Below are 19,683 nucleotides of genomic sequence, written 5' to 3' on the forward strand. Positions count from 1 at the left end.
TCCATTTAAGTAACGCTCAACTGCTTGTAATTTATCTTCTACAGTATATTTAGCCATAGAAAAACTGCACCTCCAATTGTTAGATGTGTCTAACAGTTGGGGTGCAGTTCAAAAGTGAAGTTCTTTTATTCTTTTTAAAAGATATTTTTGATAAAGGTGGAGCAATGCCGACTAAAGAAGAAATCGCAAGTATCCGTTATTTAAAGGCATACTTTTCTGAAGATCAATGGCATTTGGATTACAGCCTTGACGATCCGTTTACAAATAAGCAAGCCGAAATTTCTAACTATATCATTATGGATAAGTTATTAAATACACAAAAAATTGAACAAAAAGATTTTGAAGCCTTTACTGGTCTGACGGTATTGAATTTGATGGGCGATTATGAAATATCACAAAGTGAAAATGTAAGCTTCCGACATCTAGAAGGTTTAAAAAGCTATACAGGTAGCTTTAATGAATCATTTAGTAAAATTGCTGAATATTTTAGCGATAAGTCTAATGTTGTAGAGCTCTCTATCCAAATTCGAAGTAATGATGAACTTGCTTTATTATTAGAGTTTCCTAATCTTCAATCCCTTGAAATTTCGTATTACACCGAGACGGTTACAGACTTTTCTCTTCTGAATCAACTGCCATTAAAATCATTGTCTTTAAGATCTGCCAATGATTTGAAGTGGTTGTCTTCATTAACTAATTTAGAGTCGTTAGCAATAGATATTAGTGAAGCGACAGATTTTAGCTCGTTCTATTCACTGAATCAATTACAAGAATTGAAGCTTACATCGGTAAGAAATTTAAAAACGCTTGATTTTATACAAAACATGCCCAACCTGCAATCGATTGATCTTGAAAATATGGACATTACGAATTTAGAACCCCTTAGAAATAAGTCTTCAATGACAAAGTTGCGTTTAGCTTCTCTTTATAAATTAGAATTGCTTGATATAGTGAACAGCCTGACCTCACTGACCGATTTATCGATAACTGGTTATAGTGGCCAAATAGCATCGATTGTAGCACCCCATTTAAAAAAAGCGGAACTAAAAAGTACTTTCTTATCCAAGTTAAAGGCACCTGCTTTAAAAGATTTGACTGTTGATATAAGTGGGGCACAGTCGTATTTGAATGGAGCAGAATTACTGAAATACCCACAGCTAGAACAACTTACAGCGATGGAGTCTGGCGATTTTACAGGCATTCGTTCTTTAAATCGTCTGCCAAATCTGCAAACAATAAATTTAAATGAAACAACTTTTTATGAAGAGACGAGTAAATTATTCAATTTACAGCATGTAAAAACGTTAAATTGTAATGAGTGTAGGTTTCAAATTAATAGTCAAAATTCATTTAACAACAACATACTGGAACATTTAACTTTGAATAGTGTATCCTTCCGAATAGGTAATGGTGACTGGGTGCATGAAGTTGATAAGGTTATGCCTTACTTTGGTGGCTTTTCAGCTCTGCGTTCATTCACTATACAAGATAGTTCACTACAATCGTTAAGTTTTATGGAAAATTGGCAACAAATTGAGGTGCTTCATTTGGAAAATAACGCTATTTCAAATGTAGAGCCATTAGTGGATTTGCCCAATTTGAAAAAGCTATATATTTTAGGAAATCAGGTGCAAAATAAATCTGTTCTAGATAATGGAATTGTGATTTATTGAGGTAATGTGACTATATATATCCTCACTTAGTCTAATCAAGGTGATCCGTATCACAAATAGTTGAGGTTATTCTGTTCGAAAAAATATAAATGAATCTAAGCTCAGCAAAGTGTTTAGTGTACTGCTAAAATATAGGGCAGTATAACAGTGATTTTTCCAGAGAAGCATTTATAGGAAGATTTTATAAAAAAATCTATTTGACGTTTTATACTATTTTTTGTATTATATTGAAGAAAAGAATGCCCGGACTAGAACGGGAGAGGTTCATAGCTAATACCCTCTATAAAAAACTATGGAAACATGACAATATGCCATGTCCATATCGGACGTGGCTTTTTTTTATGTTTTTACTTATGTTTTAATAGAATGATTGGTGATGCCTCTCTTGAAAAGTGTTGGGAAACATTTTGCAAGGAGGTTTTTTTATGTTTGGCTGAAGCCATGAAGAAGGTTGAAGGATTTAATATTATTGGGTAACCAAGGTACACAATATTTGTTAAAAAACTAAGAAGAAAGTAGCGCTTTTTCTTAGAGTGCTGTTTTCTCGATATAAGGGAGTTTTTATAGATGAAGCAGGAAAAAGCAATTGTTGTATTTAGTGGCGGTCAGGACAGTACAACCTGTTTGTTCTGGGCAAAAGAACGTTTTGAAGAGGTTGAGGCAGTTACTTTTGATTACGGTCAAAGGCATCGCCTTGAAATTGAATGTGCGAAGGTGATAGCAGAGGAGCTCGGTGTCAAGCATCATATTCTTGATATGTCACTCCTGAATCAGCTTGCTCCGAATGCATTGACACGACAAGACATTAAGGTAGAAGACGGAGAAAATGGTGAGCTTCCATCGACTTTTGTGCCTGGCCGAAATCTTCTCTTTCTTTCATTTGCGGGCGTTTTAGCGAGCCAAGTAGGAGCTAAGCATATTGTAACTGGCGTTTGTGAAACGGATTTTAGCGGATATCCGGATTGCCGAGATGTTTTTATTAAATCCTTGAATGTAACGTTAAATTTATCGATGGATGATTCCTTTGTGATTGATACACCGTTGATGTGGCTGAATAAGGCACAGACATGGGAGCTTGCTGATCAGTTTGGGGCACTTGAATTTGTTCGGGAAAGAACGCTGACTTGCTATAACGGTGTAATAGCAGATGGCTGTGGTGAATGCCCAGCATGTAAACTGCGAAAAAAAGGGCTTGATGAGTATTTAAGTTACAGGAAGGAGTTTTAAGGCATGTCAGATTTTAAAATCGTCGATAAGCTCCAAAAAATAGATGAAGATATTCAAAGAAATCAATTGAACTATCATGCAAAGCGTGTTCTCATAAGTAAAGAATTTACCTTCGATGCTGCTCATCATTTACATAATTATGAGGGGAAATGTAAAAACCTCCACGGTCATACGTATCGCGTAGTATTAGGACTGAGTGGATACACAGATGAACGCGGTTTGATGATCGATTTTGGCGATATAAAAGGAATATGGAAACAAAAAATAGAGATTCATTTGGATCACCGCTATTTAAATGAAACACTTCCTCCCATGAATACGACGGCAGAGAACATTGTTGTTTGGATTTACGAAAAGTTGGCTGAGGCCTTGCTTGATGAACAAGGATATAACGGTGCGCGTGTAGAGTTTATAAGGCTATATGAAACTCCGACAAGCTATGCAGAAGCGAGACGGGAGTGGATGGAAGTTGAGTAGAGTACCTGTTATCGAGATTTTTGGACCGACGATTCAGGGTGAGGGAATGGTAGTTGGCCAGAAGACAATGTTTGTGAGAACTGCAGGCTGTGATTATTCTTGTTCTTGGTGTGATTCATCGTTTACGTGGGATGGCAGCGGAAAGGATCTTATTGTCCAAATGACAGCGGAAGAGATTTGGTCTGAGTTGAAACGTCTTGGAGGCAGTGGCTTTTCATTTGTCACGATTTCAGGCGGCAATCCTGCACTCATTCAAAATTTGGAAGAGCTCATTGCAATTTTAAAAGAAAACGACATAAAGGTCGGGGTGGAAACACAGGGAAGTAGGTGGCAAAAATGGATGTATGAAATTGATGAACTGACAATCTCACCAAAGCCACCTAGTTCTGGAATGACCACAGACTATTCGGTGCTCTCCGATATCTTCGAAAAACTTAAAAATCGAAACAGTAATCACCATGTATCCCTCAAAATAGTCGTTTTTAATCAAGAGGATTACGATTATGCTAAACAAATTCACCATCGATATCCAATGATTCCTTTTTATCTCCAAGTCGGTAATGATGATCTCAAAACGACTGACAATTCACGATTAATTATACATTTATTAGATAAATATCATGCGCTGATTGATAGAGTGATTAAGGATGAGGAATTAAGAGATGTTAAAGTACTGCCACAGTTGCATGCCTTTGTTTGGGGGAATAAAAGAGGTGTATAGTGTGCTATTACAAAAATGTCTTTAAATTTACCTGAGGAGTAATATTATGAGAATATTATTTTATATTTAATAAAACCCCTGATTCTTCTGCTTAGCGTAGAAAAATCAGGGGTTTAATTTAAACCATTGCACGTTTTGTTATAAATGATTCAATGCTTTGACACTCACTTTAACTGATAAATCATGCTTTCCACCTGAATAAACACCTTCAACAGGGCTTATATCAGAATAATCACGGCCAATGCATAAAATAATGTGATTTTCTAATACTTCTACGTTATTAGTTGGATCTAGACCAATCCAGCCGATTCCCGGTATCATGACTTCTACCCAAGCGTGGGTTGCAATATCACCGATCAAGGCAGAGTTTTCATCGACGTATAAATAACCGCTAACATAACGAGCTGGAATTCCTTTAGCTCTTAGCACCGCAAGCATGACATGTGTGAAATCCTGACAAACACCTCGCTTTTGGACGAATGCTTCACTTGCCGTTGTCGTAACATTGGTTGCACCAGGGACGTATTCAAAAGTCGAGTATAAATATTGCATTAAATTTAATGAAAATAGTACAGGATTTTCAGCATGACCAATTGCATGATAAACTTCCTCTAACTGATTTTCTGTCATATACGTAAAGTGCGTAGACTTTAAATAGGGCAAATAATGCTCATAAAACAGTTGCGAGTGAAAAATGGTCTGCATCTCTGGTGAATATTGAATGCGATGAATAAATGGTGCACGTTGAATGCTGACAATAGAGGTCGTTTGAATTTCTAGCTCTTGGTGCTGCTCAGGTATATAAAAAGTGCCAACTGTATTGCCCCAAATATCTGTATGCTCACGCGTTAAAGATGATGGAGTAATGGCAATTAGATAGGATAATAAGCGTTGACGCTCATCGCCCCTTGGCTTTAAGCGGATTGTATTTAGGCTTTGATCGACTTCAGACTCATATTGAAAAATATTAGTATGTTGAATTTCAAATTTCATTGTGTCCGCTTCCTTTGGATTACTGACTTGCTTGTTGAAAGGGAGCTGAGGTTGATTCCTTTCAAGGTTGTACGCTGGGTTCATATAAATGATAAATTGTTGCAAATGTATTTCCAAAATCAATACATTGACACAATCTTTCCTCCATTAATAAAATCGTTTCCTCTAATGTAATATTCCATAAATCTACATTCATCATGGCAAATAATAAACTTTTTAATGGGGTATGAAGCTCTAAAAACTTTGCTGAAAGAGGATCGTTTTCTAAACAAACAAATGCTTCTTCTAATTTTTGTAAGCAAAACATCACTGAACGAGGGAAATGCTTATCATGTAATAAATATTGAATAACGCAAAGTAAATTGGTTTGGCGATGCTTTTGCAAATAAGACTCAGTCGCCCCTGATAAATCGAGTAAAAACGAACCGTCCGCTTCTATTAAGGAGATAGCTATTTCCTTATGTTGCTCCAGTATAATTAAAGCCATACGAATCGTTTTTTCAGCACGTTCTAACCATTTCCCAACTTGTATGAAATAAAAGGGTAAATCTCGATCCATCGAGCCTTCGATAAGCCCAGTAACCGTCAAAGAAGTCTTTCGAACATTTTGCAAAAAAGAGTTAAGTACGATTAGTGGAATTGGTCTTTCACGTCCCATTATTTCTTGCTGTAACGATAAATAAAAGGCATTTTGCAATTCCCAAAGCTCAATCGGGATGCTATCTCGAGTTACACGAGCGTTTTCTCTAATCGCACGTAAAGTAGCATGAAGGGCGTTACTATTATTATTAGAAAAAAGTAGATATTCGATAAGTGGATTGACACGAATCGACTCATAAAAGATCAAGTACTCTTCTTTCGAGGCACAAATATCCAACACCGCTTCCCAATGATCAATGTATTCATTTTCTTTGCCAGATTGCTCCAACATATTCAACAGCTGTACTTGTAATATATGTGCATTCGTTTGTGATCGTTCACTATATCGTGCCATCCAGTATAGTGCATCTGCTACTCGACTTAGCATACTGTAATTCCTCCTTTAATATCCATGTATCTTTTGCTCCTCCGCCCTGAGAAGAATTCACGACTAAAGATCCTTCTTTTAATGCTACACGCGATAAACCACCTGGAAGCACATAAATATCCTCGCCCTTCATCACATAAACACGTAAATCGACATGACAAGGATAGAATCTCCCATCCTGGAAGGCTGGTGCTCTAGACAGACTGATCGTTGGTTGTGCAATGTATTGAGACGGGTTTTCTATAATTTTTTCTTTAAAAATAGCCATTTCTTCATCACTCGCATGCGGACCAATTAACATATCATAGCCACCAGAGGCACTAACATTTTTTATGACAAGTTCTCTCATATGCTTAAGAACCCAAGCTCGCTGTCTATCATCAGCTAGATGATAAGTCTCCACATTACGTAAAATAGGTTCTTCTTTCAAATAGTAGCGAATCATATCTGGTACATAGGCATACATCGCTTTATCATCAGCAACACCGTTACCAACAGCATTTAAAATAGCAATATTTCCAGCCTTATAAGCATCCATAATATGAGGAACTCCAAGTAAAGAATCCTCACGAAAAACAACAGGATCTAAGAAATCATCATCAATTCGTCGATAAATAATATCAATTTGCTCTAGACCGTAGATTGTCTTCATGTACACCTTATTGTCTCGAATAACTAAATCATGCCCTTCGACAAGCTGAATATTGAGCTGTTGTGCTAAGAAAACATGATCGTAATATGCCGAATTATACATGCCTGCTGTTAAGAGGACAGCTTTAGGTTCTACATTTGGCTTCATGCCGGGTGGCCGGTGAGCAAGGAGTGCCTTCTTCATAAAGGCCATTTGTCTATCAAGTGATTGGATCGTATGTTTAGAGAAAAATTCAGGATACACTTCCTTCATAGCAGATCGATTTTGAAAGACATAAGATATTCCTGAAGGATTGCGTAAATTATCTTCTAACACGTAGTAAACGCCATTCTCGTCACGAATCAAATCGATACCAGCTAAAAAAATATGATTATCGATAGGTACTTTTACACCAAGCATTTCTTTATAATAATACGGATTGTTTTCGATGAGCTGTTTCGGAATAAGCCCATCCTCAACAATAGACTGTTCATGGTAGACATCTTGTAAAAAGCAATTTAAGGCTTTTACACGTTGCTTCATACCAGCTTCAATTACTTCCCACTGTTCATGTGGAATAATAATAGGTATAAAATCAAAGGGCATTGTCCGCTCAGTTCCACCTTGTGCACCATATACGGTAAATGTAATGCCTTGTTTAAGGAATCTTGAGTGTGCTTGCTGATATTTTTCTTCTAATTGCTCCTTTGTGAAAGCATTGAGCTTATGGTGGAAAGACCGATAATGAGACTTCGGTTGATTGCCATCGAACATTTCATCAAAAAACAAACCAGATTCATAGAATTTCATCATATGGATCGCCCTCCGAATTTAAGTAGTAGAGAAAACGTGTTAAACTTAAAATAAATACATATAAGGAGCTAAAAAAATGACAATCATTAATTTAATGCAAGCATATGAGCTAGACAAGCTTTCAAAATTAGATTTTACAGATGAGGAAATTGTACGCACATTGCAAGCAGGGGATATATCAGTTTGGCAGGAAAAAGTACCAAACTATGAATTTTCTGAAACAATGGCACTTTATCAAGAAGGGAAACAATCGTTCTTGAACGCTCTGCACGGTAACTACCGTATCAAATATGTAACTTTGCCAGGCATTCAACGTTTACTGTATATTCGTTTCCAATTAGAAGAAGGTAAGGATTATCAATCATTAGAAACAGGTATCCAGCATCTAACTTGTAATGAGGAAACTATAGAAAAGCTTCAACATATGCTATCAACAAACTGGTCTCTAGCAAAACAAGTAGATGGGACGTATAGTATTTTTGTTAAGTAACGGTTTTCGCACAGAAAACATTTATTGCTGTCGCTTCGCATTTGCACCGGTAAATAATGCGTCTGAAATCGACAAAAACCAAATAATCCCATGCGCGTTGTGAGGAGAATCGACACGTACAGTTACCCATCTTTTCGTTTTTCGAATCGTCTCATAGCATTTAACTCACTAGATTTAAATATTCATTTTTTTCGCGTTTTATGCCTAAATAGTGAAACTTTCAAAAAACTTTTAAAAAAGGTGATTTTCTTTCTAAAAGAGAATCATCTTTTTTATCGCTCATAAAAAGAACGTATGTTCCAATCTATAAAAAAAGGCATTTTTTTCACCATAAAGTTCCCAAATTTATATTTGGGAACGTTTTTTCGTGGTAAAATAGAGAAAATAGAGGTGATTTTATGGAAAAGACTAAGCTTCCTAAAATAATGAGAGATTTCCTTGTTTATTTAACGACGATTAAAGGGAAGTCTCATCGCACAAGAAAAGAATATGAATATGATTTGACATTATTTTTCCGTTTCTACATAGCAATCCAGAATGATATTGATTTATCAGATTTAACGAAAATAGATATTTCTACTATTTCAATAGAAGATATTCGAGAAATGACACTGGAGGATCTTTATTTATTTATGGAATATTGCGAGGTGCAGCGCGGGAATTCCGCATCTGCGAGAGCACGTAAAGTAGCAACGTTGAAATCATTTTTTAAATACCTGAAAGGGAAACGCCGTCTTCTTGAGGAAAATCCGGCAGATGAATTAGAAACACCAAAAATTGGACGGAAAAGACCTATCTATATGAATATCGAGGAAGCCACACAATTTATAGATGGCATTCAGCCAAATCGTGCTTCACCAAGAAATTATTGTATGATGATGTTTTTCTTAAATTTAGGGATACGTGTGACAGAGCTTTGTCAGCTAAATAGGTCATCCATACAAGGGCGCTACTTAACTGTTGTTGGTAAAGGGAATAAAGAACGGACAGTTTATTTGAATGATAGCTGCGTTCAGGCACTTGCGGACTATGAAAATAGCGGAAAGACACAATATAAAGGGGAGGAAGAAGAGCCTCTTTTCGTCTCACAAAAAGGAACACGCTTCACCCGTCAAACCGTCGCGAAAATCGTCAAACAAATTAATCAGCAATCTGGACTTCAAAAAGAACGACTGACACCACATAAGTTACGTCATACTTCCGCAACAATGATGTATAAATCAGGGGCAGATATTCGAAGCCTTCAGCATATACTGGGGCATTCAAGTGTTGCAACGACGCAGATCTATACTCATATTGAAGATGAAGAGCTACAACATGTACTCGAAAATAATCCGTTTAATATTGTTCGTACTAGAGAGCAGTTCATTGAATAACACAATGCAACAAAAAAAGCCGATTATCCTTACATAAAGGAATCGGCAAAGGGGGAATAACAGATGAAAAAAGCCGTTATCTTTTACACGAAAATAATGGTGCAACCCTTCTTTCCATTAACGGTGGACACTCTTTAGATGTCCTCTGTTATATTTTAGGTGATTTTAAAGAATTATCGGCTACAATGAATGTCCATTTTACTGAAGCGCTCATACAAGAAACAGGCAAGACAACAGAAAAAAATACAGCTGACCAAATATTAATAAACGGGACGCTAGTTGATGGTACTTCCGCATCTGTACATATACAAGGTGGAGTTTATCCTGCTTTTCAATTAGAAATCAGGGGAGAAAAAGGAGCATTTCGCTTAACATAGAAAAATTCCTATGGTCATGTCCAATTTGGTAACCTTAAAATCGAAAAAATGATTCATCCTAATAATTTGTTTTTTAAAGATGTTTTATATGAAGAAGTAAACATTCTATCAGAAATAAATAATGACGCTATAAGCTATGTGAATCAAGCTTATACGATGTTGGCAAAAGATATATTTAAGTGCACAAAGCAAATTCCGGATTTTAATAATGCTGTCAAACTGCATCGGTTGATAGATACAGTTCAAAAATCTGCTAAGACTGGTAAACGAATACTTCACATCATATAAAACATATACAGAAAAGGGAGTAAAAAATTTTAGTGGAGGAGATACCATATGAATCAGTTAATAAACGATCATTTATATGAAACAAGAAATAACTTAGTAGAGGAAATTAAATTATTAAGTGATACTCAATTGAATGCTAAGCCTGATGCGAACAGTTGGAGTATTGCCCAAGTTTGCCATCACTTAGTATTAGTGGAGGAGTCTTCAGTAAAAGCGATTGCATGGGGATTAAAACAAGAAGATAATAAACAAACGGAACGTAAAAATGTTCAACTTATTGTAGATAGAACAAAGAAAATTACAGCACCCAAAATTGTTGAACCAGCTGAAGACGTTTTTACAGTTCAGCAAATTATTGACTTGCTTGACGATTCGAGAGAAAAATTAACATCTTTCCTCGATACAATTGAAGATCCATCAATATTAGCAGAAAAATCCTTTAAGCATCCTGCTATAGGTGAATTACCCCTGGATCAATGGGTAGAACAAATATATTTTCATGAACAACGACATATTGGACAAATAAAAGAAATCAAAGCATTAAAAAAAGTTGAGCACTCTTGAACTAGCTGGAGACTGAATACAAGAATGGAAAAAAGAAAAACACGACAGTATATTAAAGACATTATAATTGAGATTAAAAATTCAATCGCATTAGAAAAAATATGGAACATTTTGATATTTATTCCTAGAACGATTTTCCGATTATTGAAGAATATATGGTGAATGATTCAATTTCTCGTGAACAGCACATTAAAAGAAGGAAAGGACAGAGAGCCTTTTCTTCTTTTTTGCGTATTATGGTATAATTATCATTATTTACTATTTTTAGATAGGAGAAGTTATGAAGATTTATAAATTAGCATGTATATGTACGTTTATTATACTCTTATCAGGGTGTAATTCATTTTCATCTAAAACAGAAGTATCATCTTCAAAAGTAACGTCAGAGGCTGTAAAAAGTGAACCTGTTGTCGTAGATATCACTCAAAAGGAGAAAGGCCCAGAATCAATAGGAACCTCTCACCCAATTGAGATTGATGAAGAGATAGCGGCTCCGATAGGTGAAAGTAAATCATATTTTACTTATGATGGAGATGTTCCGTTTAAAATATCCTTAGCAAACACTGGTACTGAGAGCTTTATATACAAAATTCGAAACGTAAATAAAGAAACAAAAGTTGTAAATGGTGTTTTAAAAAGTAACGAAAGTTTTGAAAAGGTTTTTGACGGATTTCCCGAAGGAGCTTATGTTATATCTTACGTTGTAGAAGAGGAAGAGCCTCCTGCAGATATAAAACTAAAGGTAAAGGTAGAGTTGCTTCCTTAATGTCCTTAATATTCGAAAATGACGAGAGCCATTGTTTTGATCAATCTTTTTTCAAAGCAATGGCTTTTTTTATGTGTGAAATGAATACTTAAAAGTTATTTTTAATCATTTTTTTGTAAAGCTTGACGAAATAAATCATCTGTTATATATTAAATAAAAATAAAAACAACTGTTATAAAACAGTTTGATTTGAGGAGGAATTCTAATGTCAAAGTATCGTGATGGTTATGAATTTTATTGTGAGATGTGTGAGCGTTATGGTTTAGAGCCAATTTCATTCCGCTATTTTGTGCTACAGTTATCGCAGCAGCAACTTTCAGCTTATAATATGCAAGCGAAACAATTAGGAATTTAGAAGGTTTGTGATTAAAGGATGTGGTTATGACGGAAGCCGCCGTGAATATTTTATGAAAAGCCCAGCCATACTAATTTAAATGGACTGGGCTTTCGTGTGTTTGAAAGAAATATCAGAAAATTTATTGACACAGCAAACTAACTGTTATATATTATTAACAAAAAAATAATTCTGTTATAGAACAAGATGTATCCATCAATTATCACAAGAGCAATTAGAATATTATAAGGAAGCTGCCAAATGAAAGGAAGTTATTAGGATGACAGATTATCGAGAAGGCTATGATTTTTATCGTCAAGTATGTGAGAAACACGGATTAGAGCCAATAAATTTTCACTATTATATTTTAAACTTATCTCAGGAGCAACTAGATGCCTACAATGAACGTGCCAAAACATTGGGAGGTCAAATAGAATATGAAATCTCTTAGCTTATAAAATGCCTACTGCCTATATGTGACAGTAAGGCATTTTTTGGATATAACATAAATGAAGAAAATATTCAAGTATCGTAAAATTACAGAAAGTTCATATATTCTAGAGGTAAATAGACTAAACATAACATATAAATAGCACAAAGGTAATTAAAGTATTCAAAAACAAGCGTTATAAGTAAGTTAAAAGACCTTGTTTTCGGGGTCTATTATATTGAAAACCATCAAATATAGATTTGAATGTTTTGATATTTGGGTTGAATTAACTGCTTTTCTAAGACTATAATATAATTACATAATAAAGGGCGATATCCCATAACTTTATACCCCACTTAAATATAAAGCAAAAGTACTAAACCCTTCTAATGAACGGAGAATGAAAATGACGAATATCATGCCTAGTAGTATCAATCAAATTAACTACAGTCTGAAAGAATTACAAGATATTTTTTCAGCAATGAATAGTTCAATCATTGTAGCAATTACAGATCGAACTGGGAGTATTACGTTTGTTAATGATCATTTTTGCAAAATTTCTAAATATACTCGTGAAGAATTATTAGGGCAAGATCACCGTTTACTCAATTCAGGATTCCATCCAAAATCTTTCTTTAGAGAGATGTGGAAAACTATAGGCAAGGGTGACATGTGGAATGGCGAGGTCTGTAATCGCGCGAAGGATGGTAGTCTTTACTGGGTCAAGACCACGATTATTCCTTTTCTTGATGACAATGGCAAACCGTATCAATATATTGCTATACGAGTCGATATTACCGCCCAAAAGGATATAAAAAAGATAACCCATATTGCTTATCACGATGAATTAACGGGGCTACCAAATCGTCGTAAGTTAGAACAGCGTTTAGAAAATGAATTCCATCAATCTCGACGCACAGGTGAGAAGTTTGCGTTATTTTTCATTGATGTAAATCGTTTTAAAAACATTAACGATGGACTTGGTCATATCATCGGGGATATGTTCTTAGTGGAAATGGCGAATCGTTTACGCAACGTTGATTATACATCCAATTCTATTTACCGCCACAACAGTGATGAATTTGTTATTATACTAAACGATGTTGACCGTATTGAGGAAAAAGCCGAGGAAATAATCAGCGTCTTTAATGAGAGTTTTATTGTTGAAACGTTTGAATTTTACGCAAGTATTAGTATTGGAATTAGTATTTTCCCAGATCATGCAAACTCTGTTGAGGAATTATTGAAAAATGCAGATATCGCTATGTATGCTGCGAAATCTACACGCGGTAATCAATTTCGCTTATATCGTCCTAACATGGAGGAAATCAATGATAAGTGGCTATTACTTGAAACAAAATTACATCAAGCATTAAAAAAAGATATTTTAGAATTACATTATCAACCAAAAATTAATTTAAAAACGAATAAAGTGATTGGCATGGAGGCATTACTTCGCTGGCATGATCCTGAACTAGGTCATATGCCACCGGATCGCTTTATTCCATTTGCTGAGGAATGTGGGCTCATTAATGATATAGGGGTATGGGTGTTAAGAAAAGCATCTGCTCAGGCACGTACTTGGAATAATGTACATAATTTAAACTTACGTGTTGCCGTGAACATTTCCCCGATTCATATTAGTACGACAGGCTTTGTCGAAATGATACATGAAGTGATTGCAGAAACAAAAATTGATCCACACTTCTTAGAAATCGAAATTACAGAAATGAGTATGTTGGATTATACGGAGGACTTAATTAATACAATCAAGCAATTAAGGGCACTTGGTATTACGATTTCATTAGATGATTTCGGAACTGGTTATTCATCGTTAAATTATTTAAAAACTTTCCCAGTAGATGTTTTGAAAATCGATCGTGCATTCGTCCGTGATATTGTGCCTGAAAAATCAGGCATTGCTATGATTTCAGCTATGATCTCTCTAGCGCATGCCTTAAATCTGCAAGTAGTGGCTGAAGGTGTTGAGGAAGAGGCAGAATTAAATGTGCTGCGGGAACATGGCTGCGAGTACGTACAGGGCTATTATTTCAGTAAGCCATTATCGGTAGAGGACTTTACGAAGCTAATAGTTGATAGTAACATGTAGTTAAAGTGGAGGATCTTGTCTTTGGTTTAGGACGAGATCCTCTAAGTGTTTACGGTTACTTTATTACAAACTCAGTACACATAGCCAGTCCAATCTCTTTTAGGTGCTCAATCCTTCGAGCCTATTACAATTTTGTTTCGCCTATAAATCTAACAGAATAATGGAAACGCCCGCCCAAGTAGGTTTTTAAGTGAACTAATTTTTTTAAGGTAAATGGAAAATTTATGTTAAAATATTTATCGATTATTAACGTCAATTGGGGGAACGGTGACTTGAAGAAAAAAGTAATAATTATTGTTTCTTTGTTGGTTGTAATTATACTGTTGCATTTAACACCAAGTATGGCATTAAGAACACATATATTTTTTATGGGTTATCCAAAAGCCTCAATTTCTTCAGGAATTATTGAAGATAAAGATCATAATATAGTAGATAAAGATAAATTTGCTGAATTAAATGCCAAAGCATACACCCTAACAAATCCTCCAATAGAAAAAGCTACTCAGGGCGAATTAAGAAACTTTCTTGTGAGGAAATTTGGATTTTTACATTTTGCAGAATATTTAGGTGATACTTGATAACCTTCGTCAGTCAAACGGAGGCTTCATATTATATATAGTTCAGTCAGAACTTTCTGGTTGAACTTTTTTAATTTTAATCTATCAGTAGCCAGGGTAGAACGTACGGGGGCGTGGGACATTGATCCCGTCGACTAAACTGCTCACCCCCTACTTGTAGAATTATGTTTGAGGCTGGTTGGGACTTAGATCTCGTATCTCTTATAGTTTCTGTAATTGCATTGTCGTTTACTTTTACACAAAAAACTAAACGCAGGAAGCCACCTTCAAATCGAGAACGAAGGTGGCTTTTATCATGTTATATGCGATGGTTGGGGGATTGAGTTGTAGAGATAGCTGACCGATAAAATATGCTAATAACCAAATATTCTGTCGATTTCCTATAAAGGGTTATGGCACACTATAGGAGTGGGATTATATTCCAATTTTTTCTGCGAAAGGAGATGTTTTTAATGACAACTTATATGGTATTGGTGGTTTTAACTTAACCGATATCGGGCATAGTAAATTCCAATTTTTGATTATAACTTGGAATGAGAGCAAGCGGGAATATCATCCGTGTTTTTTGCTATGCCGTAAACAGTAACCTTTCGTGAATACTGCTGTTAGCGGGATACGATGAAGGTCGTATTCCTTTTTGATTATAGTCGACTTTTGACTTTTCTCCGCGAAACAGCAGCTTCTTAGGAGGCTGCTTGTTCGCGGTATTTTTATGCCCAAAAACAACTTTTAGGAGAGGATCGGTTCAATGATTGATTTGAAACAATATGGCTATATCGAAGCAGAAACGCCGCCCATAGGTTTAATACCCGGAAGGATCACGGAACTACAGCGAGAGCAATATACCGTCATCACCGAACAAGGAGAAGTGACGGCTGTATTGAAGGGCACTTTCTACCACACTGCGGTGACTCGGGAAGATTTTCCGTGCGTTGGCGATTTTGTATTTCTGCAATACAACGAAAACGGTGCTTCGCGCATTGCCAAATTGCTGCCTCGCCGCTCGAAATTTTCCCGCGCTGACTATTCGGGACACGCAGTAGGATATGTCAAAACCATACTGGAGCAAGTCGTAGCAACGAATTTTGATTACGTATTTATCGTGTCGTCCCTAAACTGGGATTTTAAGGTCAGCCGCATCATTCGCTACCTGACACAGGCACGGCAGAGCAGAAGCCAGCCTGTCGTAATCTTAACAAAAGCTGACTTGGCCCCGGATTTCAGCGCACCGTTAGCTGAAGTTCAAAAAGCAGCTCCTGATGTGCCAGTACACGCAGTTTCCAGCCACACCGGGAGTGGTTTAGATGGGTTGAGCGAATATCTGCAACCAGGAAAAACCGTGGTATTACTCGGCATGTCCGGTGTGGGAAAATCCTCATTGCTAAACGTCTTGATGAATCAGGAAGTGATGACTGTCAAGGCAATCCGCGAGGCCGACAGCAGGGGCCGGCACACAACAACGCATCGCCAGCTTTTCATGCTCCCTTCCGGTGCGATGGTTATTGATTACGCCTGGTATGCGTGAACTTGGGCTGTTCGGTGCGGACAACGGGATCAGCGCGGGATTTAACGATGTGGAGGAATTATTCACACAGTGCCGCTTCAATGACTGCCGCCATCAGACGGAGCCGGGCTGCGCAGTTCTTGCCGCACTTGCCGATGGATCATTGGCACCAGAGCATTGGGAGCGTTACCTTGTACAGAAGCGGGAAAACAAGTTTGTGGATGATAAATCGGGGGATCTCGTAGATAAACAGGCGTGGCAAAAGTCGATTGCCATGCGACATAAGGGTAAAAAGGGAGGATACAAGAAATGAATAACCATGATGAAAAGTTTGTAAAGCCCGAAATACTGGCGCTTGTTTTGAGTAAAATGCTCGACAAGACGATAATCCGCGCAGATTATCAACTTAAAGAGTTGCAAGGCGGGACAATAGGAGTTGTTCGGCTTGTAACAGGCATGGTTGAAACTTCTGATGGCGAAAATCTGCCGTATAAGATAGTTTGGAAAAAACAGAAAAAATTTGAGCGTTATGGTGATCCGGATTCATGGCGTAGGGAATACGACCTCTATGTATCGGATTTCAATAAGGTTTTCTCCGACTCGTTCCGGTGGCCGGAGTGTTATCACGCCGAAATAAATGGCGATGAGATTCAACTGTGGATGGAATATATTGATGGTGTGTCAGGCTTAAATCTAACCTCGGAAATGTATGAACGTATAGCCGAGGAATTGGGGCAATTTCAAGGCAAGTTGTACACTGAGCGACCAAAAGCATTGCAGAATTTGTCCAATTTAAGCAAGGTTGAGTTTATGAAAAACCACTATCTGCGTTATCGGTCATGGAATGTTTTGTATGATTATATACGCTCCGATGACTGTGAAATCCCGAAGCACCTGTGTAAAATGCTCATAGACTTAGATAACAATGCGGACGAAATATTCAGTCGAATTGAAAAGCTACCAATAGTGCTTTGCCACAGAGATTTTTGGGTGGCAAACATATTCTATTCGGACAGTAAAATCGTACTTATCGATTGGGATACCGTCGGATGGGGGTACATGGGCGAGGATATCGCGAGTTTAATAACTGATGAAGCGGACGTCTGTCATATGATTGAATACTACCGAAAATGCATTCCGGCATATTACAGGGGTTTTTCGGAATATGCGGATGTGTCCCATGTATCCGAACATTGTATCTATGAACTAATTCTTGCTATGTTTGGATACAGGCTTGTGGAGTGGTATAAATTCGCTAAGTCGCCCGAAGATAAATCAAATCACCTTGATACCTTGCAAAAAATCCATGAGATGAGAAATATGTAGATAAATAACTTTGTTTATTTTAATTTAATCTATCAGTAGCCAGGGTAGAACGTACGGGGGCGTGGGATGTTTCAATTACTCAGAAATATTTATGAATTTTGGCTAGTTAGAAGCAATTTGGTCACCGGTGAGTAAAGTAAATTTTCTGATATTTCCCGAAAAATAATCGTTTTTAATTAAATATTTGAAATTATTTAACTGTTTTGCTAAAGTTATATAAAATATGATTTGATGATGTGGCCAAGTAAGTAAGAATCGTGAAACAGAGAATATAGCAATTGCTGAGTGCTATATCACCGCTTCTTATCTGAAACCTACCACGGAGATGTTATGCAAACATAACCGAGTCGTTTTCGTTACAAAACGTTTGAGGGTTTTAAGATTTCTTAAAACTAAATTCAAGGTGGTACCACGTTTAGTCGGCACAAAGACGTCCTTATTTGAAGGACAGCTTTGTGCTTTTTATTTTTTCAGTGTGTAAAGTTGCAGAAATGGAGGAGAGAATATGACAGCACAACAAAACGATTTTTCAAAATGGTACATTGAGACAATCCAAAAGGCAGATTTAATGGATTATACACCAGTTCGTGGCTGTATCGCATTTAAACCAGACGGCTATGAAATTTGGGAACATATTCAGGCAGAAATGGACCGTCGTTTTAAAGAGACTGGCCATCGCAACGCTTATTTCCCTATGCTAATCCCTGAATCCTTCTTTCAAAAAGAAAAAGATCATATCGAAGGTTTCTCACCTGAGCTTCCTTGGGTGACAGAGGCAGCAGGTGAGAAATTAGAAGAACGTCTAGCGCTTCGTCCAACTTCTGAAACGATGATTGGCCATCTATATTCGAATTGGATTAAAAGTTACCGTGATTTGCCGGTCTTGATTAATCAATGGGCAAATGTTTTTCGTTGGGAAAAGAAAACACTTCCGTTCATTCGAACATCTGAATTTTTGTGGCAGGAGGGCCATACAGCACATATCGATGAAGACGATGCACGAAAAGAAACAATGCAAATGTTAGCTATCTATAAAGAGGTAGTAGAAGGTTTACTTGCAATTCCTGTCTATGATGGACAAAAAACACCTTCTGAACGTTTTGCAGGCGCAGTTGATACATTTTCTATCGAAGCAATGATGAAAAATGGAAAGGCCGTACAAGCTGGTACCTCTCACTATTTAGGGACAAAGTTCGCTGAAGCCTTTGATATTAAATATTTAAATAAAGCCAATCAGCATGAATATGTACACACAACATCTTGGGGCACTTCGACACGTTTAATTGGTTCAGTAATTATGGTTCATGGTGATGAGCAGGGTCTAATTTTGCCACCACGAATTGCACCGACACAGGTTGTCTTAATCCCTGTAGGTCCATGGAAAAAGAACCCTGAAATTATGGAGAAACTAGATGACATCTTTGCAATCCTTAAGAACAAGGGAATTCGAGTTCGTTTAGATGATTCGGACCAATCACCAGGTTACAAATTTAATGAATGGGAATTAAAAGGTGTACCAATTCGTATTGAATTAGGACCACGTGACTTAGAGAAAAACCAGGCATTGTTAAAAGCACGAGATGAAGATGAGAAGCAATCCATTGACCTGAACGACATTGTTGCAGCAATTGAAGTGGAACTAACAACAATGCAAACTCGATTATTCGATAAAGCACGTAAATTCCGTGATGAAAACGCTCATACAAATATCTATACACTGAAGGATTTACAGCAGCATATTAACATTTCCAAGGAAAAAGGATCTATTCCTGGCTGGATTCTTGCTGGATGGTGTGGAGATGATGCCTGCGAGGAAAAAGTGAAAGAAGAGACAAAATATACTTCTCGTAACATTCCATTTAACCCACCAACTACGAAAACTACATGTATTTGCTGTGGAAATGAAGCGAAACATACAGTTTGGTTTGCTCAAGCATATTAAAAAGAGTAGTGTATAAAGTTGTCAAATTTTGTTTTC

Annotated in this window: 20 protein-coding genes and 1 riboswitch; of the genes, 17 read left to right on the plus strand and 3 right to left on the minus strand. The window is 36.8% G+C overall.

All coding sequences use genetic code 11. The features are described 5' to 3' along the window. Positions 1–164: 164 nt before the first annotated feature. The 4 genes from ABH968_RS10730 to queE all read left to right on the plus strand — a co-directional run bounded on the left by ABH968_RS10730 (position 165) and on the right by queE (position 4,098). Complete coding sequence (locus ABH968_RS10730; protein WP_370044021.1) at positions 165–1,673, plus strand: leucine-rich repeat domain-containing protein; 1,509 nt, start codon at positions 165–167, stop codon at positions 1,671–1,673. Between the two features lie 253 nt (positions 1,674–1,926). Beyond that, a riboswitch (PreQ1 riboswitch) is annotated at positions 1,927–1,973 on the plus strand. 267 nt (positions 1,974–2,240) lie between these two features. Next, entirely contained in the window at positions 2,241–2,900 is a 660-nt protein-coding gene (queC, locus tag ABH968_RS10735) for a 7-cyano-7-deazaguanine synthase QueC (RefSeq protein WP_370044022.1), read from the plus strand. A 3-nt stretch (positions 2,901–2,903) separates the two neighbouring features. After that, positions 2,904–3,377 (plus strand): 6-carboxytetrahydropterin synthase QueD, encoded by a 474-nt coding sequence (gene queD / locus ABH968_RS10740; RefSeq protein ID WP_370044023.1) that lies wholly within the window; start codon positions 2,904–2,906, stop codon positions 3,375–3,377. Beyond that, positions 3,370–4,098, plus strand: a complete 729-nt coding sequence (gene queE, locus ABH968_RS10745) for a 7-carboxy-7-deazaguanine synthase QueE (RefSeq protein WP_370044024.1) — start codon at positions 3,370–3,372, stop codon at positions 4,096–4,098. The genes queD and queE overlap by 8 nt, the downstream gene beginning before the upstream one ends. 138 nt (positions 4,099–4,236) lie before the next feature. On the opposite strand, the gene ABH968_RS10750 is transcribed toward queE, so the two are convergent. The 3 genes from ABH968_RS10750 to ABH968_RS10760 all read right to left on the minus strand — a co-directional run bounded on the left by ABH968_RS10750 (position 4,237) and on the right by ABH968_RS10760 (position 7,562). After that, positions 4,237–5,091 carry a transglutaminase family protein gene (locus ABH968_RS10750; protein WP_370044025.1) on the minus strand — a complete coding sequence of 285 codons (855 nt, stop codon included), beginning with the start codon at positions 5,089–5,091 and terminating at the stop codon, positions 4,237–4,239. Between the two features lie 61 nt (positions 5,092–5,152). Next, positions 5,153–6,118, minus strand: coding sequence for an alpha-E domain-containing protein (locus tag ABH968_RS10755; protein WP_370044026.1), 966 nt, complete (start codon positions 6,116–6,118; stop codon positions 5,153–5,155). Further along, complete coding sequence (locus ABH968_RS10760) at positions 6,072–7,562, minus strand: circularly permuted type 2 ATP-grasp protein (protein WP_370044027.1); 1,491 nt, start codon at positions 7,560–7,562, stop codon at positions 6,072–6,074. Before ABH968_RS10760 ends, ABH968_RS10755 begins: the two co-directional genes overlap by 47 nt. A gap of 76 nt (positions 7,563–7,638) precedes the next feature. Between ABH968_RS10760 and ABH968_RS10765 the strand changes: the two genes are divergently transcribed. From ABH968_RS10765 to proS, 13 genes are all read left to right on the plus strand, one after another. Continuing rightward, positions 7,639–8,052 carry a hypothetical protein gene (locus ABH968_RS10765; RefSeq protein WP_370044028.1) on the plus strand — a complete coding sequence of 138 codons (414 nt, stop codon included), beginning with the start codon at positions 7,639–7,641 and terminating at the stop codon, positions 8,050–8,052. A gap of 398 nt (positions 8,053–8,450) precedes the next feature. After that, the gene (locus ABH968_RS10770) at positions 8,451–9,428 is read left to right on the plus strand and encodes a tyrosine recombinase XerC (protein WP_370044029.1); all 978 of its coding nucleotides are present in this window, start codon (positions 8,451–8,453) and stop codon (positions 9,426–9,428) included. A 56-nt stretch (positions 9,429–9,484) separates the two neighbouring features. After that, complete coding sequence (locus ABH968_RS27840) at positions 9,485–9,805, plus strand: Gfo/Idh/MocA family protein (RefSeq protein ID WP_483308124.1); 321 nt, start codon at positions 9,485–9,487, stop codon at positions 9,803–9,805. Positions 9,806–10,141: 336 nt separating this feature from the next. After that, positions 10,142–10,657 carry a DinB family protein gene (locus tag ABH968_RS10780; RefSeq protein WP_370044031.1) on the plus strand — a complete coding sequence of 172 codons (516 nt, stop codon included), beginning with the start codon at positions 10,142–10,144 and terminating at the stop codon, positions 10,655–10,657. A 280-nt stretch (positions 10,658–10,937) separates the two neighbouring features. Continuing rightward, positions 10,938–11,423 carry a hypothetical protein gene (locus ABH968_RS10785; protein ID WP_370044032.1) on the plus strand — a complete coding sequence of 162 codons (486 nt, stop codon included), beginning with the start codon at positions 10,938–10,940 and terminating at the stop codon, positions 11,421–11,423. A gap of 205 nt (positions 11,424–11,628) precedes the next feature. Then, positions 11,629–11,778, plus strand: coding sequence for a transcriptional regulator (locus tag ABH968_RS10790; RefSeq protein ID WP_370044033.1), 150 nt, complete (start codon positions 11,629–11,631; stop codon positions 11,776–11,778). 259 nt (positions 11,779–12,037) lie between these two features. Further along, complete coding sequence (locus tag ABH968_RS10795) at positions 12,038–12,208, plus strand: transcriptional regulator (protein WP_370044034.1); 171 nt, start codon at positions 12,038–12,040, stop codon at positions 12,206–12,208. A gap of 385 nt (positions 12,209–12,593) precedes the next feature. Next, positions 12,594–14,297, plus strand: a complete 1,704-nt coding sequence (locus tag ABH968_RS10800) for a putative bifunctional diguanylate cyclase/phosphodiesterase (RefSeq protein ID WP_370044035.1) — start codon at positions 12,594–12,596, stop codon at positions 14,295–14,297. A 272-nt stretch (positions 14,298–14,569) separates the two neighbouring features. Next, complete coding sequence (locus tag ABH968_RS10805; RefSeq protein ID WP_370044036.1) at positions 14,570–14,875, plus strand: hypothetical protein; 306 nt, start codon at positions 14,570–14,572, stop codon at positions 14,873–14,875. Positions 14,876–15,623: 748 nt separating this feature from the next. Beyond that, positions 15,624–16,400 carry a GTPase RsgA gene (rsgA, locus tag ABH968_RS10810; protein WP_370044037.1) on the plus strand — a complete coding sequence of 259 codons (777 nt, stop codon included), beginning with the start codon at positions 15,624–15,626 and terminating at the stop codon, positions 16,398–16,400. Beyond that, positions 16,378–16,692, plus strand: coding sequence for a hypothetical protein (locus ABH968_RS10815; RefSeq protein ID WP_370044038.1), 315 nt, complete (start codon positions 16,378–16,380; stop codon positions 16,690–16,692). The genes rsgA and ABH968_RS10815 overlap by 23 nt, the downstream gene beginning before the upstream one ends. After that, positions 16,689–17,705: an aminoglycoside phosphotransferase family protein gene (locus tag ABH968_RS10820; RefSeq protein WP_370044039.1), complete on the plus strand. Its 1,017-nt coding sequence runs from the start codon at positions 16,689–16,691 to the stop codon at positions 17,703–17,705. Before ABH968_RS10815 ends, ABH968_RS10820 begins: the two co-directional genes overlap by 4 nt. A gap of 505 nt (positions 17,706–18,210) precedes the next feature. Beyond that, on the plus strand, positions 18,211–19,647 hold the full coding sequence (gene proS / locus ABH968_RS10825) for a proline--tRNA ligase (RefSeq protein WP_370044040.1): 1,437 nt from the start codon (positions 18,211–18,213) through the stop codon (positions 19,645–19,647). Positions 19,648–19,683 lie beyond the last annotated feature (36 nt).

The sequence above is a fragment of the Lysinibacillus sp. RC79 genome, assembly GCF_041262405.1.
In the GTDB taxonomy this organism is placed as follows: domain Bacteria; phylum Bacillota; class Bacilli; order Bacillales_A; family Planococcaceae; genus Lysinibacillus.

Excerpts from the sequence above, each read along its gene's own strand:
- queC (WP_370044022.1), top strand. The coding sequence starts at position 2,241 with ATGAAGCAGGAAAAAGCAATTGTTGTATTTAGTGGCGGTCAGGACAGT.
- ABH968_RS10790 (WP_370044033.1), top strand. The coding sequence starts at position 11,629 with ATGTCAAAGTATCGTGATGGTTATGAATTTTATTGTGAGATGTGTGAG.
- queD (WP_370044023.1), top strand. The coding sequence starts at position 2,904 with ATGTCAGATTTTAAAATCGTCGATAAGCTCCAAAAAATAGATGAAGAT.
- proS (WP_370044040.1), top strand. The coding sequence starts at position 18,211 with ATGACAGCACAACAAAACGATTTTTCAAAATGGTACATTGAGACAATC.
- rsgA (WP_370044037.1), top strand. The coding sequence starts at position 15,624 with ATGATTGATTTGAAACAATATGGCTATATCGAAGCAGAAACGCCGCCC.
- ABH968_RS10800 (WP_370044035.1), top strand. The coding sequence starts at position 12,594 with ATGACGAATATCATGCCTAGTAGTATCAATCAAATTAACTACAGTCTG.
- ABH968_RS10795 (WP_370044034.1), top strand. The coding sequence starts at position 12,038 with ATGACAGATTATCGAGAAGGCTATGATTTTTATCGTCAAGTATGTGAG.
- ABH968_RS10820 (WP_370044039.1), top strand. The coding sequence starts at position 16,689 with ATGAATAACCATGATGAAAAGTTTGTAAAGCCCGAAATACTGGCGCTT.
- ABH968_RS10755 (WP_370044026.1), bottom strand. The coding sequence starts at position 6,118 with ATGCTAAGTCGAGTAGCAGATGCACTATACTGGATGGCACGATATAGT.
- ABH968_RS10730 (WP_370044021.1), top strand. The coding sequence starts at position 165 with ATGCCGACTAAAGAAGAAATCGCAAGTATCCGTTATTTAAAGGCATAC.
- ABH968_RS10750 (WP_370044025.1), bottom strand. The coding sequence starts at position 5,091 with ATGAAATTTGAAATTCAACATACTAATATTTTTCAATATGAGTCTGAA.
- ABH968_RS10765 (WP_370044028.1), top strand. The coding sequence starts at position 7,639 with ATGACAATCATTAATTTAATGCAAGCATATGAGCTAGACAAGCTTTCA.
- ABH968_RS10770 (WP_370044029.1), top strand. The coding sequence starts at position 8,451 with ATGGAAAAGACTAAGCTTCCTAAAATAATGAGAGATTTCCTTGTTTAT.
- ABH968_RS10760 (WP_370044027.1), bottom strand. The coding sequence starts at position 7,562 with ATGATGAAATTCTATGAATCTGGTTTGTTTTTTGATGAAATGTTCGAT.
- ABH968_RS10785 (WP_370044032.1), top strand. The coding sequence starts at position 10,938 with ATGAAGATTTATAAATTAGCATGTATATGTACGTTTATTATACTCTTA.
- ABH968_RS10780 (WP_370044031.1), top strand. The coding sequence starts at position 10,142 with ATGAATCAGTTAATAAACGATCATTTATATGAAACAAGAAATAACTTA.